Origin of the sequence: Methylobacter sp. Wu8 (assembly GCF_036440755.1) — a bacterium.
Classification (GTDB): Bacteria; Pseudomonadota; Gammaproteobacteria; order Methylococcales; family Methylomonadaceae; genus Methylobacter_A; species Methylobacter_A tundripaludum_A.
On sequence record NZ_JAZGVT010000055.1, the window covers coordinates 33,078 to 53,525 of the forward strand.

The 20,448-nt window shown below is 51.1% G+C and carries 20 protein-coding genes; 8 read left to right on the plus strand and 12 right to left on the minus strand.

Annotated elements, in window-relative coordinates:
* Positions 1-203: 203 nt before the first annotated feature.
* Genes V3O24_RS07525 through V3O24_RS07535 form a run of 3 tightly spaced genes read right to left on the minus strand, consistent with a single transcriptional unit; the run spans position 204 to position 3,365 of the window.
* A complete protein-coding gene (locus tag V3O24_RS07525; protein WP_331306777.1) occupies positions 204-1,319 on the minus strand; it encodes a DegT/DnrJ/EryC1/StrS aminotransferase family protein in 1,116 nt (371 codons plus the stop codon).
* Position 1,320: 1 nt separating this feature from the next.
* Positions 1,321-1,692 (minus strand): SMR family transporter, encoded by a 372-nt coding sequence (locus V3O24_RS07530; protein WP_331306778.1) that lies wholly within the window; start codon positions 1,690-1,692, stop codon positions 1,321-1,323.
* Complete coding sequence (locus V3O24_RS07535) at positions 1,689-3,365, minus strand: glycosyltransferase family 39 protein (protein ID WP_331306779.1); 1,677 nt, start codon at positions 3,363-3,365, stop codon at positions 1,689-1,691. Before V3O24_RS07535 ends, V3O24_RS07530 begins: the two co-directional genes overlap by 4 nt.
* A gap of 344 nt (positions 3,366-3,709) precedes the next feature.
* Between V3O24_RS07535 and lptF the strand changes: the two genes are divergently transcribed.
* The 3 genes from lptF to V3O24_RS07550 are packed head-to-tail and all read left to right on the plus strand — an operon-like array spanning position 3,710 to position 6,459.
* A complete protein-coding gene (lptF, locus tag V3O24_RS07540) occupies positions 3,710-4,819 on the plus strand; it encodes an LPS export ABC transporter permease LptF (RefSeq protein ID WP_104422268.1) in 1,110 nt (369 codons plus the stop codon).
* Entirely contained in the window at positions 4,816-5,889 is a 1,074-nt protein-coding gene (gene lptG, locus V3O24_RS07545; protein WP_104421937.1) for an LPS export ABC transporter permease LptG, read from the plus strand. The genes lptF and lptG overlap by 4 nt, the downstream gene beginning before the upstream one ends.
* A gap of 33 nt (positions 5,890-5,922) precedes the next feature.
* Entirely contained in the window at positions 5,923-6,459 is a 537-nt protein-coding gene (locus V3O24_RS07550; protein ID WP_104421936.1) for a gamma carbonic anhydrase family protein, read from the plus strand.
* Between the two features lie 185 nt (positions 6,460-6,644).
* Here the strand turns inward: V3O24_RS07550 and aroE are convergent, their stop codons facing one another.
* The 3 genes from aroE to hemB are packed head-to-tail and all read right to left on the minus strand — an operon-like array spanning position 6,645 to position 9,066.
* A complete protein-coding gene (aroE, locus tag V3O24_RS07555) occupies positions 6,645-7,478 on the minus strand; it encodes a shikimate dehydrogenase (protein WP_104421935.1) in 834 nt (277 codons plus the stop codon).
* On the minus strand, positions 7,475-8,008 hold the full coding sequence (locus V3O24_RS07560) for a hypothetical protein (RefSeq protein WP_104421934.1): 534 nt from the start codon (positions 8,006-8,008) through the stop codon (positions 7,475-7,477). The genes aroE and V3O24_RS07560 overlap by 4 nt, the downstream gene beginning before the upstream one ends.
* 53 nt (positions 8,009-8,061) lie before the next feature.
* The gene (hemB, locus tag V3O24_RS07565) at positions 8,062-9,066 is read right to left on the minus strand and encodes a porphobilinogen synthase (protein ID WP_331306780.1); all 1,005 of its coding nucleotides are present in this window, start codon (positions 9,064-9,066) and stop codon (positions 8,062-8,064) included.
* A gap of 131 nt (positions 9,067-9,197) precedes the next feature.
* Between hemB and V3O24_RS07570 the strand changes: the two genes are divergently transcribed.
* The 5 genes from V3O24_RS07570 (at position 9,198) to V3O24_RS07590 (ending at position 13,408) form a co-directional block, all read left to right on the plus strand.
* Positions 9,198-9,842 (plus strand): ABC transporter substrate-binding protein, encoded by a 645-nt coding sequence (locus V3O24_RS07570; RefSeq protein ID WP_331306781.1) that lies wholly within the window; start codon positions 9,198-9,200, stop codon positions 9,840-9,842.
* Positions 9,843-9,941: 99 nt separating this feature from the next.
* Positions 9,942-10,673: a carboxy-S-adenosyl-L-methionine synthase CmoA gene (gene cmoA / locus V3O24_RS07575; protein ID WP_331306782.1), complete on the plus strand. Its 732-nt coding sequence runs from the start codon at positions 9,942-9,944 to the stop codon at positions 10,671-10,673.
* On the plus strand, positions 10,670-11,644 hold the full coding sequence (gene cmoB / locus V3O24_RS07580; RefSeq protein WP_331306783.1) for a tRNA 5-methoxyuridine(34)/uridine 5-oxyacetic acid(34) synthase CmoB: 975 nt from the start codon (positions 10,670-10,672) through the stop codon (positions 11,642-11,644). Before cmoA ends, cmoB begins: the two co-directional genes overlap by 4 nt.
* Before the next feature lie 149 nt (positions 11,645-11,793).
* Entirely contained in the window at positions 11,794-12,942 is a 1,149-nt protein-coding gene (locus V3O24_RS07585; RefSeq protein WP_331306784.1) for an ImmA/IrrE family metallo-endopeptidase, read from the plus strand.
* Positions 12,943-12,952: 10 nt separating this feature from the next.
* Positions 12,953-13,408 carry a DUF4411 family protein gene (locus tag V3O24_RS07590; RefSeq protein WP_331306785.1) on the plus strand — a complete coding sequence of 152 codons (456 nt, stop codon included), beginning with the start codon at positions 12,953-12,955 and terminating at the stop codon, positions 13,406-13,408.
* On the opposite strand, the gene V3O24_RS07595 is transcribed toward V3O24_RS07590, so the two are convergent.
* The 6 genes from V3O24_RS07595 to V3O24_RS07620 all read right to left on the minus strand — a co-directional run bounded on the left by V3O24_RS07595 (position 13,405) and on the right by V3O24_RS07620 (position 20,193).
* Positions 13,405-13,965 (minus strand): chorismate lyase, encoded by a 561-nt coding sequence (locus V3O24_RS07595; RefSeq protein ID WP_331306786.1) that lies wholly within the window; start codon positions 13,963-13,965, stop codon positions 13,405-13,407. The genes V3O24_RS07590 and V3O24_RS07595 overlap by 4 nt on opposite strands.
* Positions 13,966-13,969: 4 nt before the next feature.
* Positions 13,970-16,069 (minus strand): ATP-dependent DNA helicase RecG, encoded by a 2,100-nt coding sequence (recG, locus tag V3O24_RS07600; protein ID WP_331306787.1) that lies wholly within the window; start codon positions 16,067-16,069, stop codon positions 13,970-13,972.
* A gap of 12 nt (positions 16,070-16,081) precedes the next feature.
* Complete coding sequence (locus V3O24_RS07605) at positions 16,082-16,486, minus strand: RidA family protein (RefSeq protein ID WP_104421927.1); 405 nt, start codon at positions 16,484-16,486, stop codon at positions 16,082-16,084.
* Positions 16,487-16,496: 10 nt separating this feature from the next.
* The gene (locus tag V3O24_RS07610; RefSeq protein ID WP_104421926.1) at positions 16,497-18,665 is read right to left on the minus strand and encodes a RelA/SpoT family protein; all 2,169 of its coding nucleotides are present in this window, start codon (positions 18,663-18,665) and stop codon (positions 16,497-16,499) included.
* Between the two features lie 12 nt (positions 18,666-18,677).
* Positions 18,678-18,929 (minus strand): DNA-directed RNA polymerase subunit omega, encoded by a 252-nt coding sequence (gene rpoZ, locus V3O24_RS07615; protein WP_104421925.1) that lies wholly within the window; start codon positions 18,927-18,929, stop codon positions 18,678-18,680.
* Between the two features lie 94 nt (positions 18,930-19,023).
* The gene (locus V3O24_RS07620; RefSeq protein ID WP_331306788.1) at positions 19,024-20,193 is read right to left on the minus strand and encodes a phosphoglycerate kinase; all 1,170 of its coding nucleotides are present in this window, start codon (positions 20,191-20,193) and stop codon (positions 19,024-19,026) included.
* Between the last annotated feature and the right edge of the window lie 255 nt (positions 20,194-20,448).

Below are 20,448 nucleotides of genomic sequence, written 5' to 3' on the forward strand. Positions count from 1 at the left end.
TAGATTAAGAGAGTATGATTTTAAATCGGTGAGTGCGCCGTAAAACCTAGCGAGGCAAGTTAACGGCTCTCATTGTAATATAAAAACGCACTGTTATCCTATTCGGAAACAGGCTTAACTGCTTCATTAATAAAGGCGGTAGGATGCCAAAGGCATTTAATATTAATGCGATTCACCGCATCCTGCACATCCTACGCGATTTATCAATAAGAGCCGTTCAGTAGTGAAATTACCGCCGAACAGACCTGATCAACGTCTTTTTCCTCCATGCCGGGAAATAACGGGAGCGTGATGGTTTGCTCGCCGATTCTTTCGGCATTAGGAAAATCGCCCGGCTTGTAGCCGTATTGGCGGTAAAACGAGAACAGGTGAATGGCCGGGTAATGAATGCCCGCAGCGATGTCTTGCTGCTTGAAGACTTCGAGAGCCTGGTTACGGCTCAGGCCTATCTTTTCCCAATCGAGCAGGATACAGAACATATGCCAGCTATGGCCTTCCACATCAGTAGGTAACACCAATGCATCATGTTTCGGAAGTTGCTGCAAATAACGGTCGACCAGTGCCCGGCGTTTCCGGTTAAAGCCGTCCAGTTTCTTCAATTGCACCAAACCCAGCGCCGCACCCACATCAGGCATATTCATTTTGCCGCCCCAGGCAGGCACATCCATGCCGCCCAGCGAGTCTCTTTCGATGCCGTGGAAACGAATGCCTTCGATTTTCTTCAGCAACACAGGATCGTTGATGGACAGCGCGCCGCCTTCAATCGTGGTCATGTTTTTATTGGGATGAAAGCTGAAGCAGACCGGATTGCCCGAGCTGCCGATCCGGCGGCCTTTATATTGAGTGCCGATGGCCTGGGCCGCATCCTCAAGCACCAGCAGATTATGCTGTTCGGCCAGTTGATAAATAGGGTCCATATCGACGGCGCGACCGGCAAAATGCACAGGGATAACGGCTTTGGTGTTGGGCGTGATTGCCGCCGCAACCGCAGCCGCATCGATATTGCGGGAGATCAGGTCGACATCGACGAATTTGGGCGTTGCTCCGCAGCGAACGATGACGTTAGCGCTGGCGACAAAGCTCATCGCGGGTACGATAACTTCGTCGCCCGGCCCGATGCCGTAGGCCAGCAAAACGGCTTCCAGCGCGCTGGTGCCCGAGTTGAACACCCGAAGCTGGACATCGCCGCCGATATAATCGGTCAACGCGGTTTCAAAAGCGGCAACTTTGGGGCCGGTTGCCAGCCAGCCTGATTGCAGCACTTCTTTGATCGCTTCAAATTCTTCTGTATCAATGGTGGGACGGGTGAATGGCAGCATCTTAACTCCTTGCCAAGACGTAAACGCCGAGAAGGACGATGCCCATCCCGATGATGCGGGCGGGATTCATGGCTTCGCCGAACAACTGCCACGCGAACAGTGCATTGACGACATAGCCCATGGACAGCATCGGATAGGCGATACTGACATCGACCCTGGACAGCGCCAAGATCCAGACAACGACACTGATACCGTAACAAAACAATCCGATCCAGAGAAAAGGCTCAAACGCCAATTTCAGAAATGCCGTGGAGGATGAAGCAAAATTCAAGCCGATAGCGCCCATTTCCTTGACGCTGGCTTTGAGCGCCAATTGCGCGACGGCGTTCAGCATGACGCCGGTCAGGATAATGCAGAAACTAATAAGGTTCATCGACGGGCCACCGCGATATAACGGGAGTTTTGATAGATTATACGCATGGGAAAGTTCGGTTGATTCCATGGAAAGTTCACTAGGTTCAATTCATTATAGGTCTTCTGATTAAGTATGCCGATTGCCTGGTCTGAGTTTAACCATAAAGGCAGGAAATCCGCTTCGCTTAGCCATTTTTGCGGTTCCTGGTTAATGCCGAATTCCAGTTCCCCTGTGAAATTGACCAAGGTAATGGTTCGGCCCAAGTAATAGGGTAGCGATTGATCGTAGCGCGCGATATCGTAAATTTCCACGTTGTTTTTGCCGCTTTGGGCGATGTAGGACTGAATCGCTTCCGCCATAGCCCGGCTGGAGCGCAGTTCGCTGATGCTTTGATAGCCCCATGAAAGCATTTGTATGCCAAGCAACGCGCACAGGGCAAACACGGAGACAGCCAGATCCTTTTTGTGTCTGAACACCAGCGTAGAAATACCGGCAGTAGCTGCTAAAACAGCCGTTGCAATAATCCAGGGACGGAACAATGGCAGGTGCGCCGCTAATCGGCCAATCTTGGCGGTATCATCGGCTTGCCAGATAAAGAAAATGAAGATAATGCTTGCAAGCACTATAGCCACAATGCCGTCGGCAATAAAATGTTTGCGCTTGGCCATGTTCTCGCCGACCAACAGCGCCAGCGCCGGAAACATCGGCAAGATATAGCCCGGTAATTTGGAATGGGAAATTGAGAAGAAGAAGAAAACAAAGATTGCATAAACCCAAAGCAATCGTGAGGCTTCGAATTTTCCCGGTTCGGCGCGCCAGGAGAACGGTGGTTTAATCACGCCGTTTATTGCCGAGAACAGCCAGGGCATTGTGCCTATCGCAAAGACGGCGAAGAAATACCAGTTTGACTTGGTGCGTCCGTGAACGTCGCTGGTAAAACGCTCGAAATGTTCATGAATGAAAAAGAAATGCGGGAACTCGGGGTTCGCGTAGCTGACCGCAACAAACCAGGGTGCCGCTACTAATAAATAGACCAGCAAACCTTTGCCCAGATGCAAATGCCGCCACAACGCCCAGTCGCGCTGCCAAAGGGTGTACAGAACCAGGGTTCCGCCGGGCAGCACCAGGCCGATCAGGCCTTTGCTCAGCGTCGCTCCGGCAAGCGCGACCCAGGCCAGCAGCATCCAGTTTCGTTCCTGGTTCGGCCGATGCCGTTCTGTCTGCGCCAATACCAAGGCTCCCATGGCGATGAACAGTAGCGCGCTAACGCCCATGTCCAGACTGTTGGCGTGCCCCATCCCGGCATAAAGAACCGTACTGATTGAAAACAGGAATGCGAAATAACCGGCGCTGCCGCCATAAAGGCGTTTGCCGACAAAACCGGCCCATAAGGCCGCGACAAATCCAAGTCCCGAACACCATACCCTGGCGGCGGCATTGGTTTCTCCTAATATGGCCATGCTGATCGCGGAGCCCCAATACTGCAAAGGCGGTTTTTCAAAATACTTGAAGCCGTTCAGGCGCGGCGTAACCCAGTCGCCGGAGCTCAGCATTTCCCGGGCGATTTCGGCGTAACGCCCTTCATCCGGCTCTATCAGGTCACGGTAACCCAGCAAAAGAAACCATATAAATCCGGCAATAACGATTACTGCCCCCTTTATCCCGTATTGACGGAAAGACGCTGGTGTCATGTTTGGCTGTTCCTTTAGATCGAGTCGCAGGTGTTGGTAAATGCTTACAATGATAATACAATCCGCGGTTCTATACACTTTTATATCAAAGAGCATAGATAAAAAGCCAATATAATCATGTTGTTAGTATTGCATTGTTGCAGCAGACATGATTTTCTCACGGTTTGCAAAATACCGGGCGGACACAATAAGCTACTTCTAATGGTACTGTTTCTATAAAATGGTCGATAATTTACAGGTTCGGGTAAAAAACGATCTTTTTGATTTTAAGTTTTTATTTTACAACACACACATTTTCGATTGGGGAGATACGCTTGGAAGCGAATTGGGCTAAAGGCCATAAAATGGGACGGCGTAAGTTAATCACCGTTCTGGATAAGCTGATTGCGATGGATTTGCTGAAAACATTAATGGCGGTTTGGTCGGTGATTGTCGTTATTATCGTCAGCCGCCAGTTTATCAGGATTCTTGACAAGGCTATTCAAGGACAGGTGTCCAATGAAACCCTGTTGACTGTTCTTGGCTTGAAAACGATTATCGCCAGTGCGACCTTTTTACCGGCGGCCTTGTTTATGGCGGTGTTGATGGTTATGGGCAGAATGTACAGGGATCAGGAAATGTCGGCAGTGGCTTCAGCCGGAGGCGGAGCGGGAACGGTCTATCGGGCTATATTCCTGATGATTTTCCCGTTAAGCGTGTCTGCAGCCGGCTTGTCATTCTACATCTCGCCCTGGGCGGAAGCCAAGATGGAGCTGCTCATGCACGAGGATAAGGAGTCGTCCGATGTTCGAGGTGTTGCCGCCGGAAAGTTTAGCGAGTACAGCCAGGGGGACTTGGTTTTTTATGTGGAAAAGATTGATGACGATAAAAAGATGTATCAGGTTTTTGTCCAACATAGGCAGGGAAACCGCTTGGCGATTATTAACGCTGAAGTGGGCACGATGAAAGATTTGCCTGACGGCCGCTATGTCGTTTTGGAAAATGGCGAGCGCATACAGGGACAGCCGGGAGCCTTGGACTATGTGGTTGAGCAGTTCTCCGAATATGCGGTGAGAATGGAGACCAAAGAAGCAACTGCGGTTAAATTAGGCAAGGAATCGGCGGCCAGCGACCAGCTGATAAGTTCCGGTGAAGTAACCGATATTGCCGAATTGCAACGCCGATTCTCCGTTCCTATGGGGGTCATGTTGCTTAGTTTTATTGCGGTGCCTTTGGCCCAGATGTCGCCTCGCGGCGGTGTTTACGGCAATATGCTGGCTGGTTTCCTAATCTATTTCAGCTATGGAAATCTTATTCGCGTCAGCCAGAGCTGGGTCATGAACCAAACCATCCCCGCGTGGCTGGGTGCTTTCGGCGTCAATACCCTGTTGTTGGTAATCGGCGGAATTTTATTGGCGAGATTATACGGATGGCGATGGCTGTTTATGCAAGTCAAGGCAATGGTGCATAAGTGAATGTATTAACAGGCTATATAGTCCGGGAAATATTAAAGGGTTCTTTTGTCGCCGTTGTATTATTGTTGACCTTATTCAATTTGTTTACCTTCAGTGATCAGCTAAAGGATTTGGGTAAAGGACACTACGGTTTAACAGAGATTTTTTATTATGTCGCTTTGGGATCGCCTTCCGTTTTTTATGAGTTAATGCCCGCATCGGCCTTATTAGGCAGTCTGTTCATATTGGGCGCGATGGGCAATAACCGCGAGCTTATCGCCATGCGGGCGGCAGGCTTATCCATTCTGGGTATTATCAGGGCGGTTATGGCGGCAGGCGCGATTCTGGTCCTGATTTCGATACTGGTCGGCGAGTTTATCGCGCCGGAAGCCGAGCGGATGGCGCAAATGATCAAGGTCACCGCCGTCGATGAAGGCAAGATTATTATGAGTGCCAAATATGGACTTTGGTTGCGCGAAGGCAAAAAATTCATCAATGTCCGCACAGTACAAGATGACGGAAGTTTGGCTGACATCAGCATTTATGAGATTGACGACCAGCGTCATTTGCGCCATTCAACACATGCAGAAAAGGCTGTTTTTCAAGGCAATGAGCAATGGAAATTAGATCAAATCAAACAATCGGACATTTCAATAGAGCAGATGGCTGCAAGCCATCAAAGTGAGCAAATATGGCGTTCAACCGTTGCTCCTGATTTATTGGATATTGTTGTGGTCAATCCGAATAATCTATCCATGTATGATCTGGCTATGTATATTGATTTTTTAAAGGATAATCATCAAAAATCGCACGATTTTGAGCTGGCTTTCTGGGGACGCGTGGTCAATCCCCTGGTCGTTTTCGTTATGTTGCTGGTGTCTGCGCCCTTTGTTATCGGTGTTAAGCGCGGCGTTAACGTTGGCGGCAGGATGATGATAGGCGTTGTGATCGGTATGACATTTAATATTATTGATAAAATTGTCGGGCATCTCGGGCTGATTTATGACCTTAATCCACCGTTTATGGCGGTTGCTCCCAGTCTGATTGCTTTGGCCGCGGCTTTATATGCGTTGGGCCGGGTGCAGGCGTAATGAGTCCATTGAGTGTGCAAGCGGGAGAGCGAAGTGGCGGTTAGAAAATTTAACGATAAACAACCTGAAATCGGCAGCTCGGTTTTTATAGATGACAGCGCCGTGGTGATCGGCGATGTCACCTTGGGTGACGATGTCTCTATATGGCCAACGACGGTGGTCAGGGGCGATGTTGAAAGCATCACGATTGGCGCCGGCACCAATGTTCAGGACGGTTCGGTATTGCATGTCACTCACGCCGGAAAATATACGGCTCAAGGCCATCCCTTAATCATAGGCAAGGGCGTAACGATAGGGCACAGGGCGGTGGTTCATGCCTGCACTGTCGGCGATTATTGTCTGGTAGGGATAGGCGCGATTATTATGGACGGCGCCGTTCTTGAAGATTATGTGATGCTGGGCGCAGGTGCGCTCGTGCCGCCGGGGAAAAAACTGGAGAGCGGCTATCTTTATGTGGGTGTTCCGGCCCAACAAGCCAGGCCTTTAAAGGAATCCGAAAAGGAGTTTCTGGAATATTCTTCCCGGCAGTATATTCAGTTGAAAAATGAGTATTTGAAGGTGCAGGAGTAAAGGCGAAAGGCGAAAGGCGAAAGGCGAAAGGCGAAAGGCGAAAGGCGAAAGGCGAAAGGCGAAAGGCGAAAGGCGAAAGGCGAAAGGCGAAAAATTTGACGGCTTCTTAAATTTCAATGCAAGCTATTTTTGCCCTTTGCCCTTTGCCCTTTGCCCTTTGCCCTTTGCCCTTTGCCCTTTGCCCTTCAAGCTTGCCGCTCTGAATTCAGCAGTTCAATAACAGGCCGGGTTTTAGGCCGAACGCCGCGCCAGATAAAAAAAGCTTCCGCCGCCTGCTCAACCAACATACCCAATCCATCCAGGCTTTTTGCCGCATGATTATCCTGTCCCCAACGCACAAAAGCGGTCGGCTCGTTGCCGTAGGCGAGGTCGTAACACATGCCGCCCGCTGCGAGTAAACCGGTCGGCAGTGGCGGTAACTGGCCGCTCAAACTGGCTGAGGTCGCGTTTAAAATCAAATCGAACTGCCGGTTTGCTAAATCGTCAAAGCCGCAGCCGGTAACAGGACCTTTGCCGTGAAATTCAGCCGCCAGCTTGACGGCCTTATCCTTGGTGCGGTTGGCGATAACCAGGGTTTTCGGAGATTTCTCAAGTATTGGAAGTATGATGCCCCGGCTGGCGCCGCCGGCGCCCAAAATCAGGATACGGGCGCCCGATAAGGCGATGCCATGATTAGTGGTCAGGTCGGTTACCAAGCCGATGCCGTCGGTGTTGTCGCCCAAAATAGCGCCGTCCGGTTGAAGCGCGAGCGTGTTGACCGCCTTGCTCAGCTGGGCGCGTTCGGTTTTATGGTCTGCGTAGCTCCAGGCGAGTTCTTTCAGCGGCACGGTGCAATTTAAACCCTTGCCGCCCGCGGCAAAAAACGCCTCAACGGCGGCCTGGAATTGTTCGGCCGGGACTTCCTCGGCGATGTATTCGAGCGTTTGTCCGGTTTGTGCGGCAAAAAGACGGTGAATGCGCGGCGATTTGCTGTGTTTGATAGGGTGGCCAAATACGGCGTAGCGGTCAGTGGGCATCATAACTGTGCTTTTTTCTCCATCCATAACTCCCATGCAATGGTCACCGCAACAATCAAAATGGCTATGCCCAATTCCACCCAGAGAAAGTGCGGCGTATAAACCGAAACCACAGCGGCAACCCCGAGAAAAAGCCCTACCAGACTAAAACGCCAGCCTACGCGCAGGCCGTCGAGTATGGTCGAAAGCGATAAAATCAGTAGGATAATCAGGCCGGCGTCTTCTTCGGCTATCCGCCCGGATTGATGGATTAAAAATATTCCGCCAACGATCAGCAATGAGGTGAACCAGTGTATGGATTGTTCGCGGAGTATGATCTTGAAGTCGTCGGCGCGGTGTTTGGATTGCAGCCAGCCGATAATCATTGCGAACAGGCAAAATACGACAACTAAAATGAGCCAGTAGCCATAGCCGTCGGCCGGAGAAAAATCCATGATCCCGATGCCGACCAGCGACAGGATCAGCAGTAAAACCAAAATGGCTTCTTCAATGTGAAATTTTTTTTTTTCGGTGATTAGAATGTCTTCTGACATGAAACAAGCTCCATTTCAGTTGTTAAATTAAAAGATTATTTAAAATAGACGCACTACTCTTGCAGCCACTGGGCTACGGATTTGGCGTAATAGGTCAGGATGGCGTCGCTGCCGGCGCGCTTGAACGCCAGCAGGGATTCCAAAACAACCTGCTTCTCGTCCAGCCAGCCGTTCATCGAGGCGGCTTTAAGCATCGCGTACTCGCCGCTGACCTGATAGGCGAATGTCGGTACGCCGTATTGGTCTTTTACCCGGCGGATAATGTCCAGATAGGGCATTCCCGGCTTGACCATGACCATGTCCGCGCCCTCCTGCAAATCCAGCTGGATTTCGCGCATGGCTTCATCGGAATTGGCCGGATCCATCTGATAGCTATATTTGTTGCCTTTGCCCAAGGTTCCGGCGGAACCCACGGCATCCCTGAACGGGCCGTAAAAACTGGAGGCGTACTTGGCGGAATAAGCCAGTATCAATGTGTTGATATGGTTTGCCTCTTCCAGCGCCTGTCTTATTGCGCCGATGCGGCCGTCCATCATGTCCGACGGCGCCACAATATCGGCCCCGGCTTCGGCATGAGACAGCGCCTGCCGGGTCAATACGTCGATAGTCTCGTCATTAATCACGTAGCCGTCGAGGTTGACCAGCCCGTCCTGTCCGTGTGTCGTAAAAGGGTCCAACGCGACATCGGTAATAATGCCCAATTCGGGAACGGCTTTTTTTAAAGCCCTGATGCTGCGTTGAATCAGTCCGTCAGGGTTATAGGCTTCGGCCGCATGCTCCGATTTTTTATCTGCGGAAGTCACCGGAAACAGCGCAATCGCAGGGATGCCGAGGCTATAGAGCAGATGCGCTTCTTCAAGCAATAAATCCAGCGAGAGACGTTCCACTCCGGGCATGGACGAGATGGTCTGCCGTTGGTTTGAGCCTTCGGTGACGAACATCGGGTAAATCAGATCATCCACAGACAGACGGTTTTCGCGCATTAAACGACGGGAAAAATCGTTATAACGCATTCTTCTCATACGTGTTTGAGGAAAATTGATGTTATTATATGGCATCTTATCCTTGGTTCTAAGGGTTTGAAAAATCTCAAATCTCTATCTAAGTACAGAGGATCTATTGTATCAGGGAATTAGCACGCTGATATTTGAGAGTAAACGTATTCGTCAGTTTGATTTTAGAGGGTTTTATGAAAGCTAAGCAAGTTACAATATTGGGTTTATTTGCGGTATTACTCGGTTTGATGCCTGTTGCCAAGGTAAACGCGGCTGACTTGTTGCCTCCACAACAAGCGATACAAGAGGCTTCTGCGAAATTACAGGAAAAACTGCAAGATAAGTCGTTTACCAAAGACTTCGCCAAGATTACGCAATTCGTCAACGAAGTTATTTATCCGCATACAGATTTCGACAGGATTTCAGAATTGGTCCTGGGTAAAATCTGGAAAACGGCGACTGTTGATGAACGGGAGCGGTTTAAGCATGAGTTCCAAACGCTGCTGGTAAGAACCTATTCCCGCGCTTTTGTCGAATTTACCGATTGGTCGGTTCGTTTCCTGCCGCTTGAAATGCAAGACGGTGAAACAAAAGTCATTGTAAAAACCGAAGTATTACAACCCGGAATACAGCCGATCGGCGTTAATTACCGGATGGTGCTGCGTGATGGTGAATGGAAAGCTTACGACATTATGATTGAAGGCGTGAGTCTGGTGACCAACTACCGCACTACCTTCAGCAATGAGGTTCAAACCAAAGGCTCATTAAACGCGGTTATTGAAGGATTGGTTAAACGTAATGCCGAAGCATTGTCGGATAAAACGGCTGCGAATTCTTAAAGCTACACCCGGTTTACCCCGCATACCCACAGAACAAAAGGGCGGCCGATAGGTCGCCCTTACTCAACCCAACAGCGGTTCCGTCCTGCTTTTTAATTCATGAACTTCCCGAAAGACTCCATTTATGCCAGCCCCATTGGCGAAGTCGGCGCTTTTAAATTTGACGAAACGGTAGCCGGCGTCTTCCCGGACATGATTAAACGGTCCGTTCCCGGTTACAGTGCGATTATTTCCGCGATAGGTCTTTTGGCCGGGCGTTTTGCCCGTGAACATAGCGTCTGCTACGATCTGGGCTGCTCTTTAGGCGCGGCAACCTTGTCGATGCGCCACCAGATTGAAGCTGAAAACTGCCGCATTATCGCCATTGATAACTCCGAAGCGATGGTGACGCGTTTTCAGCAGGCGCTGCAAAAGGATCAGGCACCGATCTCAGTCGATGTGCAGTGCAGAGACATTCGAGAAGTCGCTATTGAAAACGCCTCGGTGGTGGTCTTGAACTTCACGCTACAGTTTATTCCGCTTGAAGATCGGTTCTGTCTGTTGCAAAAAATCTATCAGGGACTGTTGCCCGGCGGCATTTTAATCCTGTCGGAAAAACTCAAATTCGATGACGACCGGCAACAGGAATTGCAAACCCAAATGCATCATGCCTTTAAAAAGGCGCAAGGTTACAGCGATCTGGAAGTCAGCCAAAAACGCACAGCTCTGGAAAATGTGCTGATTCCCGAGACCTTTGCCCAGCATCAAAACCGCTTGCGTCAAGTCGGATTCAGCAGCGCTGAAGTCTGGTTTCAATACTTCAACTTCGCCTCGATCATTGCGCTGAAATGATCGATTATCAACCCTTATATGATGCGCTGATCGGTGCCAAGGCCGAGGCTTGGGCAAAGCTGTTGCCGCAGCAGCTTGAGCAGGGCTTTGATCAGGCCAGGCATGGCAATTTGGCGGAGTGGCAGGCGCTGGTCGACAGCGTGCCGGTATTGCCTGCCGCACAACGCGTGCTGGATACTGATGCGGTGCAGATAGGCGGTTCGGACGACCTGTCCGCGACAGCAAAAAATCAGCTTGAAAGCCAGTTAAAAGCCCTGCATCCCTGGCGTAAAGGCCCGTACAACCTATTCGGCATCCATGTAGACACCGAATGGCGCTCAGACTGGAAGTGGAACCGACTGAAAGATCATATCGCGCCGCTGGAACACCGTCTGGTGTTGGATGTCGGCTGCGGCAACGGCTATCATTGCTGGCGCATGCTCGGCGCGGGTGCCAAAACAGTGGTCGGAATCGATCCGATGATGCTCAATGTCATGCAGTTTCAACTGGTCAGGAAATTGTATGGCGAAGCACCGGTTTACGTCCTGCCGATGGGCATCGAAGACATGCCTTACGGCCTCAAGGCATTCGACACGGTATTTTCGATGGGCGTGCTGTACCATCGCCGTTCGCCTATCGATCATCTGATGGAATTAAGAGACTGTCTGCAACCCGGCGGCGAACTGGTGTTGGAAACCCTGGTTATCGACGGCGGCTTAGGCCAAGTCTTATTGCCGGAAGACCGTTACGCCAGAATGCGCAACGTCTGGTTCCTGCCCAGCTGCGACACGCTGGTCAGCTGGCTAAAGCGCTGCGGGTTTAAAAATATCCGTGTGGTTGACGTTACTGTAACCAGCATTGAAGAACAGCGGACTACGGAATGGATGACTTTTCATTCATTGAAAGATTTTCTGGATGCGGAAAATCCGCAGCTGACTTGCGAAGGCTTGCCTGCTCCTAAACGGGCGATTGTTATTGCGAATGTGGCGTAGGACAGGATAAGCCTGTCCTCGCATTATGCTCGAACAGGCTTATTCTGGTTTACAGGAGCTGAAAAATTGGTACTGTACTTTGCCTTTTCTGGTGTGTTGTAGCAAAATCATTGTTCAAGATGTAACGTAATTCCCTGAAAAGACTAAATATGGAACGTATTCAATCTATTAATCCAGAACGTATTGCATGGTGTTGCGCCGATCATGGCATAACGCCGAGTGCTCTTGCGGCTGAGCTTAACATTGCTACGATAAGCATCGAACGAGTAATGGCAGGCGAAGATGGGTTAACATTCAATCAGTTGCGTAAGATCGCTGAGTATTTTGGTCGGGGTGTACTGTTCTTTTTGGAGTCAGGGAAGGTTGATGAGGAACAGGTTCATACTGCACAGTTCCGCACCCTTGCCAACCAAAAACCGGAGTTGTCTGCCAAACTCAAGATTCTGATCGAAAGAGTAGAAAAGCAGAGGGAAGTGTATCTGAGCCTGTGCGAAGATTTGAGTAATACAGACAAAATAGGGTTTAGCTCGCCGGATTTACATGGGGAAAATCCACGTGAGGCGGCGCGTATTGCTCGCCAGTGGCTTGGTTTGAGTGACCGGAACAGCTTCGACACCTACCGTGAATCTGTGGAGGCACAGGGTATACTGGTGTTTCGTAGTAACGGCTACAACGGGAAGTGGCAGATTGCGAAGGAGAACCCGATTCTTGGTTTTTCCCTTTACTATCCGACTTGCCCGGTTATTGTTATCAAGAAGCAGTATTGGGAGTCCCAGCAGTCGTTCACACTCATGCACGAGCTGGGTCATTTGCTGCTACACAAAATGAGTTCAATTGATGATGAGCATGACTTGCAATCCCATAAAGGTAAGGAATTAGCGGCGAATGCTTTTGCGGGGCATTTATTGGTGCCGGATGCTTTTCTGGCGAGTATTCGTGATGAGGAACGGCCTGATGAGGTATCGCAATATGACGAATGGCTTGAGCGACCACGCAAGGCATGGGGGGTGAGTGGCGAGGTGATTTTGCGCAGGCTTTTGGATGCTGGTCGGCTGCCGCAAGACCGATATACAGCTTACCGGCAATGGCGGGCGCAGTCGGTAGTTATGCTAAAAGATGGCGGGAATCGAATGTATCGACATCGAGAGCCCAAAAATGTTTTCGGCGATACCTTTGTGCGAACGGTTCTGGATGCGTTGGATGCTCGATATATCACACTCGCCAAGGCGAGCAGTTATCTCGACAACCTGAAAATCATACACTTACATCAGTTGGAGCGCCACATTGCAGGTCTTTGATGCGTCATCCATGATTTACGCATGGGATAACTACCCAGCGCTTCAGTTTCCAGGTTTGTGGGAGTGGATGGCGACTCAGGCTGAGGAAAGGCAGCTGGTGATGCCGAGTGTGGCGTTTGAGGAAGTGGCAAATAAAACGCCGGATTGCGGGGAATGGCTCAATGATAATGGTCTGTGGTTGATCGAAATTAGCAATGTGGTTATACAAGACGCTATGCGCATCAAGCTATTGCTTAGTATTGTCGGTGACAAATACGGAACTGGTGTTGGGGAAAATGATTTGCTTATCATCGCTACGGCACGGGAGCAGGGAGCCGAATTAGTTTCAGACGAGAGAAGACAACCCGATCTTCCCAAAGAGCGCCATAACTATAAGATTCCTGCTGTGTGTGCTATGTCGGAGGTTTCTGTTCCTTGTATCAACTTCATTGATTTCATTAAACGTTCTGCTGTAGTTTTTCGTTAAATCTCCAAAACCCCCGGTAAAAAAAACTCGCTGACCAGCATTTGCCGATGCGCTATTGCGTAAACGGTTCTTCTGCCCCAGATCGCCTGGTCGATACTGACTTCATTACAAATCGACCGGCTCCATTTCTGCGGTTCGATCAAGGTGACATCCATCTCGATGCGCTCCAGTTTGGGATAGGAAAAAATCACTTCCCCCAGCGGACGACTGCCCAGATGAGACAAGTTGCTTTTAGCGATTTTGACGGTGTTTGCCGGGATGATAGTCCTGGCTAGAATCAACGGTTTGCCGTCGGCGTGCAGCAAGACTTCACGGATCAGGCTGTACCTGTTTTCGTGTAATTTGAGCAGCCTGCGCTCGCTTAAGAACGGCGTATTCCATTGTTGCAACAGGACTTTAACGCCAACCGCATTGCCGTAATAATCGCGCATGCGCTGGGTCAGCGAGCCCGGTTCATAGGTCCATGACTGGACGTTTTCAGGCAGGGTGTGGCGGGTGCCGGAGCGGTTTTCAAACCACAAGGGTTCCCGGTTAAATAAAAAGCTTTTGTTGGACAACGGGTTAAACCTCGGAATATTCGGTGGATGCGCCCAGCCAGCGGTCGCACAAGGGTTGTATGGCCTGGGGCGCTTGGGTGAAAAAATCGTCGCCGATTTGTTGGACGGTATCCAGCAACTCGGAATCCCTGGCCAAATCGGCAATTTTAAAATGCATTTGCCCGGTTTGCCGGGTGCCCATGACTTCGCCGGGGCCGCGCAATTCAAGGTCTTTTTCGGCGACCACAAAGCCGTCGTTGCTGTCCCGTAGAACCCCCAGACGATGGCGGGCGGTATCGGACAGCGGCGCTTGATACATCAGCAGGCAATAACTGTCGTCGTTGCCTCGGCCGACCCGGCCGCGCAACTGGTGCAGCTGGGACAGGCCTAAGCGTTCCGGGTTTTCGATGATCATTAGCCCGGCATTGGGCACATCGACGCCGACTTCAATGACGGTCGTGGCGACCAGTAAATCGATCCGGTGGTTTTTAAAATCCTGCATGACGGCGTCTTTTTCGGCGGATTTCATGCGCCCGTGAATCAGCGCCACGCGCACATCCGGCAAGGCCTCTGTCAGCGTTTCTGCGGTTTTTTCCGCCGCCTCGCACTGCAAAACTTCCGATTCTTCAATCAGCGTACAGACCCAATAGACCTGCCGTTTTTTGCCGACCCAGCTGTTGATCCGGTCGATCACATCGGCGCGGCGTTCGGACGGGATCACGCTGGTCACGATCGGTTTTCTGCCCGGCGGTAGTTCGTCGATAATCGATATATCCAGGTCGGAATATTGCAGCATCGCCAGGGTGCGGGGAATCGGCGTGGCGGTCATCACTAACTGGTGCGGCCTGATATTGCCTTGCTGGCCTTTCTCCCTGAGCGCCAGCCGCTGATGGACGCCGAAACGGTGTTGTTCATCGATAATAATCAGGCCCAGGCGATGAAAGTTCACGCTGTCCTGGAACAAGGCGTGAGTGCCGATGATAATGTTGGCCGTGCCGTCCTCCAGTGCCTGTAATACGGTTTTTCTGGCGTTGCCTTTGAGCTGTCCGGTCAAGTACAGTACCTGGGTTTGAAAGCCGTCAAACCAGGCGCTGAAGTTGCGGAAGTGTTGTTCCGCCAGCAATTCGGTCGGGGCCATCACCGCAACCTGATAGCCCGCCGTCAACGCCAGCAGCGCCGCGTAGGCGGAGACTACGGTTTTGCCGGAGCCGACATCGCCCTGCACCAGGCGCATCATCGGGTGTTGCCGGTTGCAATCGGCTTCGATTTCGGCAATGACCCGTTGCTGCGCGCCGGTCAGTTTAAACGGCAGGGAGCGGATGAAATGCTCGGTGGCGATTTTGCCGGTAGTCCCTACAGAGAAAGAGGGCGCTTGCCAGGCTTTGGTTTTATTCCGGGTTGCTCTTAAGACTAAATAATGCGCCAGCAGTTCTTCAAAGGCCAGTCGTTTCAGCGCGGGTACGCTGCCGTTTTGCAAGGCTTCAACCGACACCGATTCGTCCGGCGCATGAAGCGTCTGGATCGCGTCTGCGAGGCTAGGGTAACGGTATCGCTTTAGGATGGACTCGGGTATCCAGTCGGTCAGCAGTTCAGGTTCCCGGTTGCACAGGTCTAAAGCCTGCTTGACTGCTTTGCGGATGACATTCTGGCTGAGGCCTTCGGTCAGCGGATAAACCGGGGTCAGGCGCGTTTGGGTGATGCAGTCGTCGGGGTTGGCGATAACCTTGTATTCGGGATGAACCATTTCCAGCCCGGCAAAACCGTAGCGCACTTCGGCAAAGCAGCTGATTGCCGTGCCGGGTTTTAGCGCGTTGTGCTGGCTGGCGGTAAAGTGGAAGAACTTCAGGCTGATAAAGCCGGTACCGTCGCCGATACGGCAGACCAGGCTTTTTCTGCCTCTGGGCAAAACATCGATAAATTCGACTTTGCCGCTGATCAGCGCAGTCATGCCCGGCTTTAATGAGCCGATAGCATAAACACGGGTTCGGTCTTCATAGCGCAGCGGCAGGTGAAAAAGCAGATCCTGAATGACGCAAAGGCCGAGTTTTTGCAGGCGGTTTACGGTTTGAGCGCCTATCCCGGTCAATATGCCGACCGGTTGATTCAGGGGGTTCGGTTTTTTCATTAACCGGGAGCATTAAGAAGCCGGATATTCCTGCGGCTTTAACACCATAATCGCATCCATCTCCACGCCGGCGGCTTTAGGCAACGCGGCAACCTGGACAACCGCGCGTGCGGGGTAGGGTGCTTGGAAATAATGCCCCATGATTTCGTTGACTATCGGAAAGTGCGCCAAATCGGTCAAGAAAACATTCAGCTTGACGATGTCCGAGAAATCGCCGCCCGCAGCTTCCGCAACGGCTTGCAGGTTATCGAACACCTGGGTGATTTGCGCGCTTATATCGCCTTCAATAATGGTCATGGTTTCGGGCACCAACGGAATTTGTCCCGAAAGATAAACGGTGCGATCAACCCTGACGGCCTGCGAATAGGTGCCGATGGCTTGCGGCGCTTTATCAGTCTGGATGATTTGTCTGGTCATTTTTGATCCTTTAGGCTTTAACGCGGGTAATTTTTAACACGATCGATAATTCTTTCAAACGTCGCATGATTTTGGCCAGATGCACCCGGTCTTTGACGGTCAAGGTGATTAAATCGACGCAGATGCGGTCATCCTGGTCAACAACGTTGACGTTTTCAATATTGGAATTCAGTTCGGAAATCGTCGAAGCGACGGTCGCCAGCGAGCCGCGTTGATTGAGTATTTCTATGCGGATTTCAACCGGGAAATCGCCGACGGCGTCCTCGCTCCATTCAACATCCAGCCAGTTGGTTTGTTTTTTTCTGACCAGATTGCTGTTACGGCATTCGTGATGATGCACGACGATGCCTTTGCCGGGGTTGAAATAGCCGATGATCGAATCGCCCGGAATCGGCCTGCAACATTTGGCCAGGGTAATGACCATGTCTTCCGTGCCTTTTATGATCAGCGGCTTTTTTTGGGCCTGATCGTTGTCGTCCAGCTTGACGGTGGCGTTAATGTCGTCCTGGGCGATGCGTTTGGCGATCAAAAACGGCATTTTGTTGCCCAAGCCTATGTCTTCAAGCAATTCATCCAGCGATTGCTTGGACATGACTTGAAGCAAGGCTTGTATTTTGTTTTTGTCGATGTCTTCCAGGTGCAGGTGCATGGCTTGCAGTTCTTTTTCCAGCAGCCGGCGGCCCAGGTTAATCGCTTCCAGTTGTTTAAAGTTTTTCAGGTAATTGCGGATGCCGGAGCGGGCTTTGGCGGTGACCACGTAATTGAGCCAAAGCGGGTTGGGCCGGGCCCACGATGCGGTAATGACTTCGACGGTGAAGCCGTTTTCCAGTTTGGTCTGTAACGGCACCAGCTGCTTGTCGATTCTGGCCGAAACGCAGGCATTGCCCACATCGGTATGCACCGCGTAGGCAAAATCAATAATGGTCGCACCGCGGGGCATTTTAATAATGGCGCCCTGCGGGGTGAACACGAACACTTCCTGCGGGAACAGGTCCACTTTCAGGTTGTCGATAAATTCCAGCGAATCGCCGGCGGATTTCTGGATTTCCAGCAAGTCGCGGAGCCACTCGTTGGCGCGATCCCGAAATTTTTGGGCTTTGTCATCGTCGGATTTATACAGCCAGTGCGCGGCGATGCCCGATTCCGACATGCGGTGCATTTCGTGCGTTCGGATCTGAATCTCGATAGGCACGCCATAGGGTCCCATTAAGATCGAATGCAGGGATTGGTAGCCATTGGCTTTGGGCAAGGCGATATAATCCTTGAAGCGCCCCGGAATCGGCTTGTACAGGTTATGCATGACGCCAAGCACGCGGTAGCAGGTATCGACATCATCGCAAAAAATCCTGAACGCATAGACATCGAACACATCGGCCAGGGAAATTCTTTTGTTGAGCATTTTTTTATAAATGCTGTAAAGATTTTTTTCCCGTCCGGCAACTTCACAGTTTAAACCTACTTGTTCCAAACGGTTTTTTATCGTGCTTTCGATGATGTCGACAATTTTGCGGCGGTTGCCCCGCGCTTTTTTTACGGCATTGTTTAACACCGCATGGCGCATCGGGTACATCGCCTCAAAACTCAGCGCTTCGAGTTTTTGCCGGATATTGTTCATGCCCAGCCGATTGGCGATTGGGGCGTAAATATCCAGGGTTTCACGGGCAATACGGCGTTTTTTTGCCGCAGGCATGACGCCGAGCGTCTGCATGTTGTGCAGGCGGTCCGCCAGTTTGACGATGATAACGCGTAAATCTATGGCCATGGCCAGAAACATTTTGCGGACATTTTCCGCTTGCGTTTCGGCATGTGATTTACTGTCGATTTTGGTTAATTTGGTAACCCCATCGACCAGATCTGCGACTTCTGCGCCGAACTGTTCGGCCAGCTCTTTTTTACTGACCGGGGTGTCTTCAATAACGTCATGCAGGATGGCGGCCATGATGCCGTTGGCGTCCATGCGCATTTCGGCAAGACTGATCGCGACGGAGACCGGATGGCAGATATAGGCTTCGCCGCTTTTACGGAATTGACCGGCATGAGCGGCTTCGCCAACTTCATAAGCATGGACGCATTGGTCGATTTGGGTTTGATCCAGATAGCCGGACAAGGTCGTGCATAAACGCCGGATCAATTTGTCCTGGGGGCGTTCGAGCTCGATCGGGTCGGCTATTTCCAGCATAGGCTCTGCGATTTAGAACATCGGGTTTTGGCTAGGCTGATGCTCATGAGCTTCGCCGACACGGTGCAGAAGGTTGATGTTTTCGGGCGAGACATGGCCTGCCGCAATTTCGCGTAATGCGACCACCGTATCTTTATCCTTGCCGCGCGGCACAAATTCAGTCGCGCCGTGGCTCAGTTGGCGCGCCCTCGTGCTGGCTAATAAAACCAGTTTGAAACGGTTTTCAACGTGTTCCAAACAATCTTCGATAGTGACTCTGGCCATTTTTAATCCTGATGCGTTGTAGTTAAGGCAAAAGGCAAAAAGCGAAGGGTGAAAGGCTTTTTCGCCCTTCGCCCTTCGCCCTTCGCCTAACTTGTTATCGCGATTTTAACACAGAAACGGCTGGAAGTTCTTTGCCTTCAAGAAATTCAAGAAAAGCGCCGCCGCCGGTCGAGGTGTAAGACACGTCATCGTTAATGCCGTATTTGTCGATAGCCGCCAAAGTATCGCCGCCGCCTGCAATCGAAAAAGCAGGACTTTCGGCGATTGCCGCCGCAAGGGCCTTGGTGCCTTCGCCGAACTGGTCGAATTCAAATACGCCGACCGGACCGTTCCAGACGATGGTGCCTGCGGTTTTTAAAATTTCGGCATACTGTTTTGCGGTTTCAGGACCTATGTCCATAATCATGTCATCCGCTTCGACATCGGCGACATTTTTAACGGTGGCGACGGCGGTTTCCGAAAATTCCTTGGCGCAAACCACGTCGACAGGGACGGGAATATCGGAACCGTTGCTTTTGGCTGCCGCCATCAGTCGTTTGGCTTCATCAAGCAGATCGGGTTCATACAGCGATTTGCCGACCGGGAAACCGGCTGCCGCAATAAAGGTGTTGGCGATGCCGCCGCCGACGATCAACTGGTCGACTTTTTCCGATAAAGATTCTAATACGGTTAATTTGGTCGAGACTTTAGAACCGCCGACAATCGCAACCAGGGGTTTGGTCGGTGTTTCCAGAGCTTTGCCCAGTGCGTCCAGTTCGCTGGCCAATAACGGTCCCGCGCAGGCAATCGGTGCAAACTTGGCTACGCTGTGGGTCGAGGACTGAGCCCGGTGCGCGGTGCCGAAAGCATCCATCACGAAGATGTCGCAAAGAGCCGCCATTTTTTTGCCCAGATCATCGTTGTTTTTGCCTTCGCCGGCATTAAAACGCACGTTTTCGCACAGCACGACTTCGCCCGGCTGGATGGTGATGCCGTCGATCCAGTCTTTTTCCAGTCTGACCGGCTTGCCGAGCAATTTGGATAAGCGTTCGGCGACCGGTTTCAACGAAGACTCTTCGTCGTACTGGCCTTCGACAGGGCGGCCCAGATGCGACATCAGCATGACAGCCGCGCCAGCAGCCAGGGCTTTTTCAATGGTCGGTACGCTGGCCTGGATACGAATGTCGCTGGTCACTTTGCCGTTTTTTACCGGTACGTTCAGATCCTGACGGATTAACACCCGTTTGCCTGACAAGTCCAGATCTACCATTCTCTTAATTGACATATTACGCTCTCATTGTTGTGGGTTGTGTAGGTATTAGCTTTCTCAATGGAACTCGGCAATTGCTCCTGCATTGCTCTACCTCCTGCATCCATGCAGTCGACGGATGACACAGATTAGACGGATTTAAACGGGTTTTTTATCCGTAATTATCAGTTACATCCATGCTCCATTTGTTTTTTAGGGTTAACTTAAGGAACATGCATAAATTAATTTAAGCAATCACCATGAAGCGCATAAAGACTTAAATCCTTCATG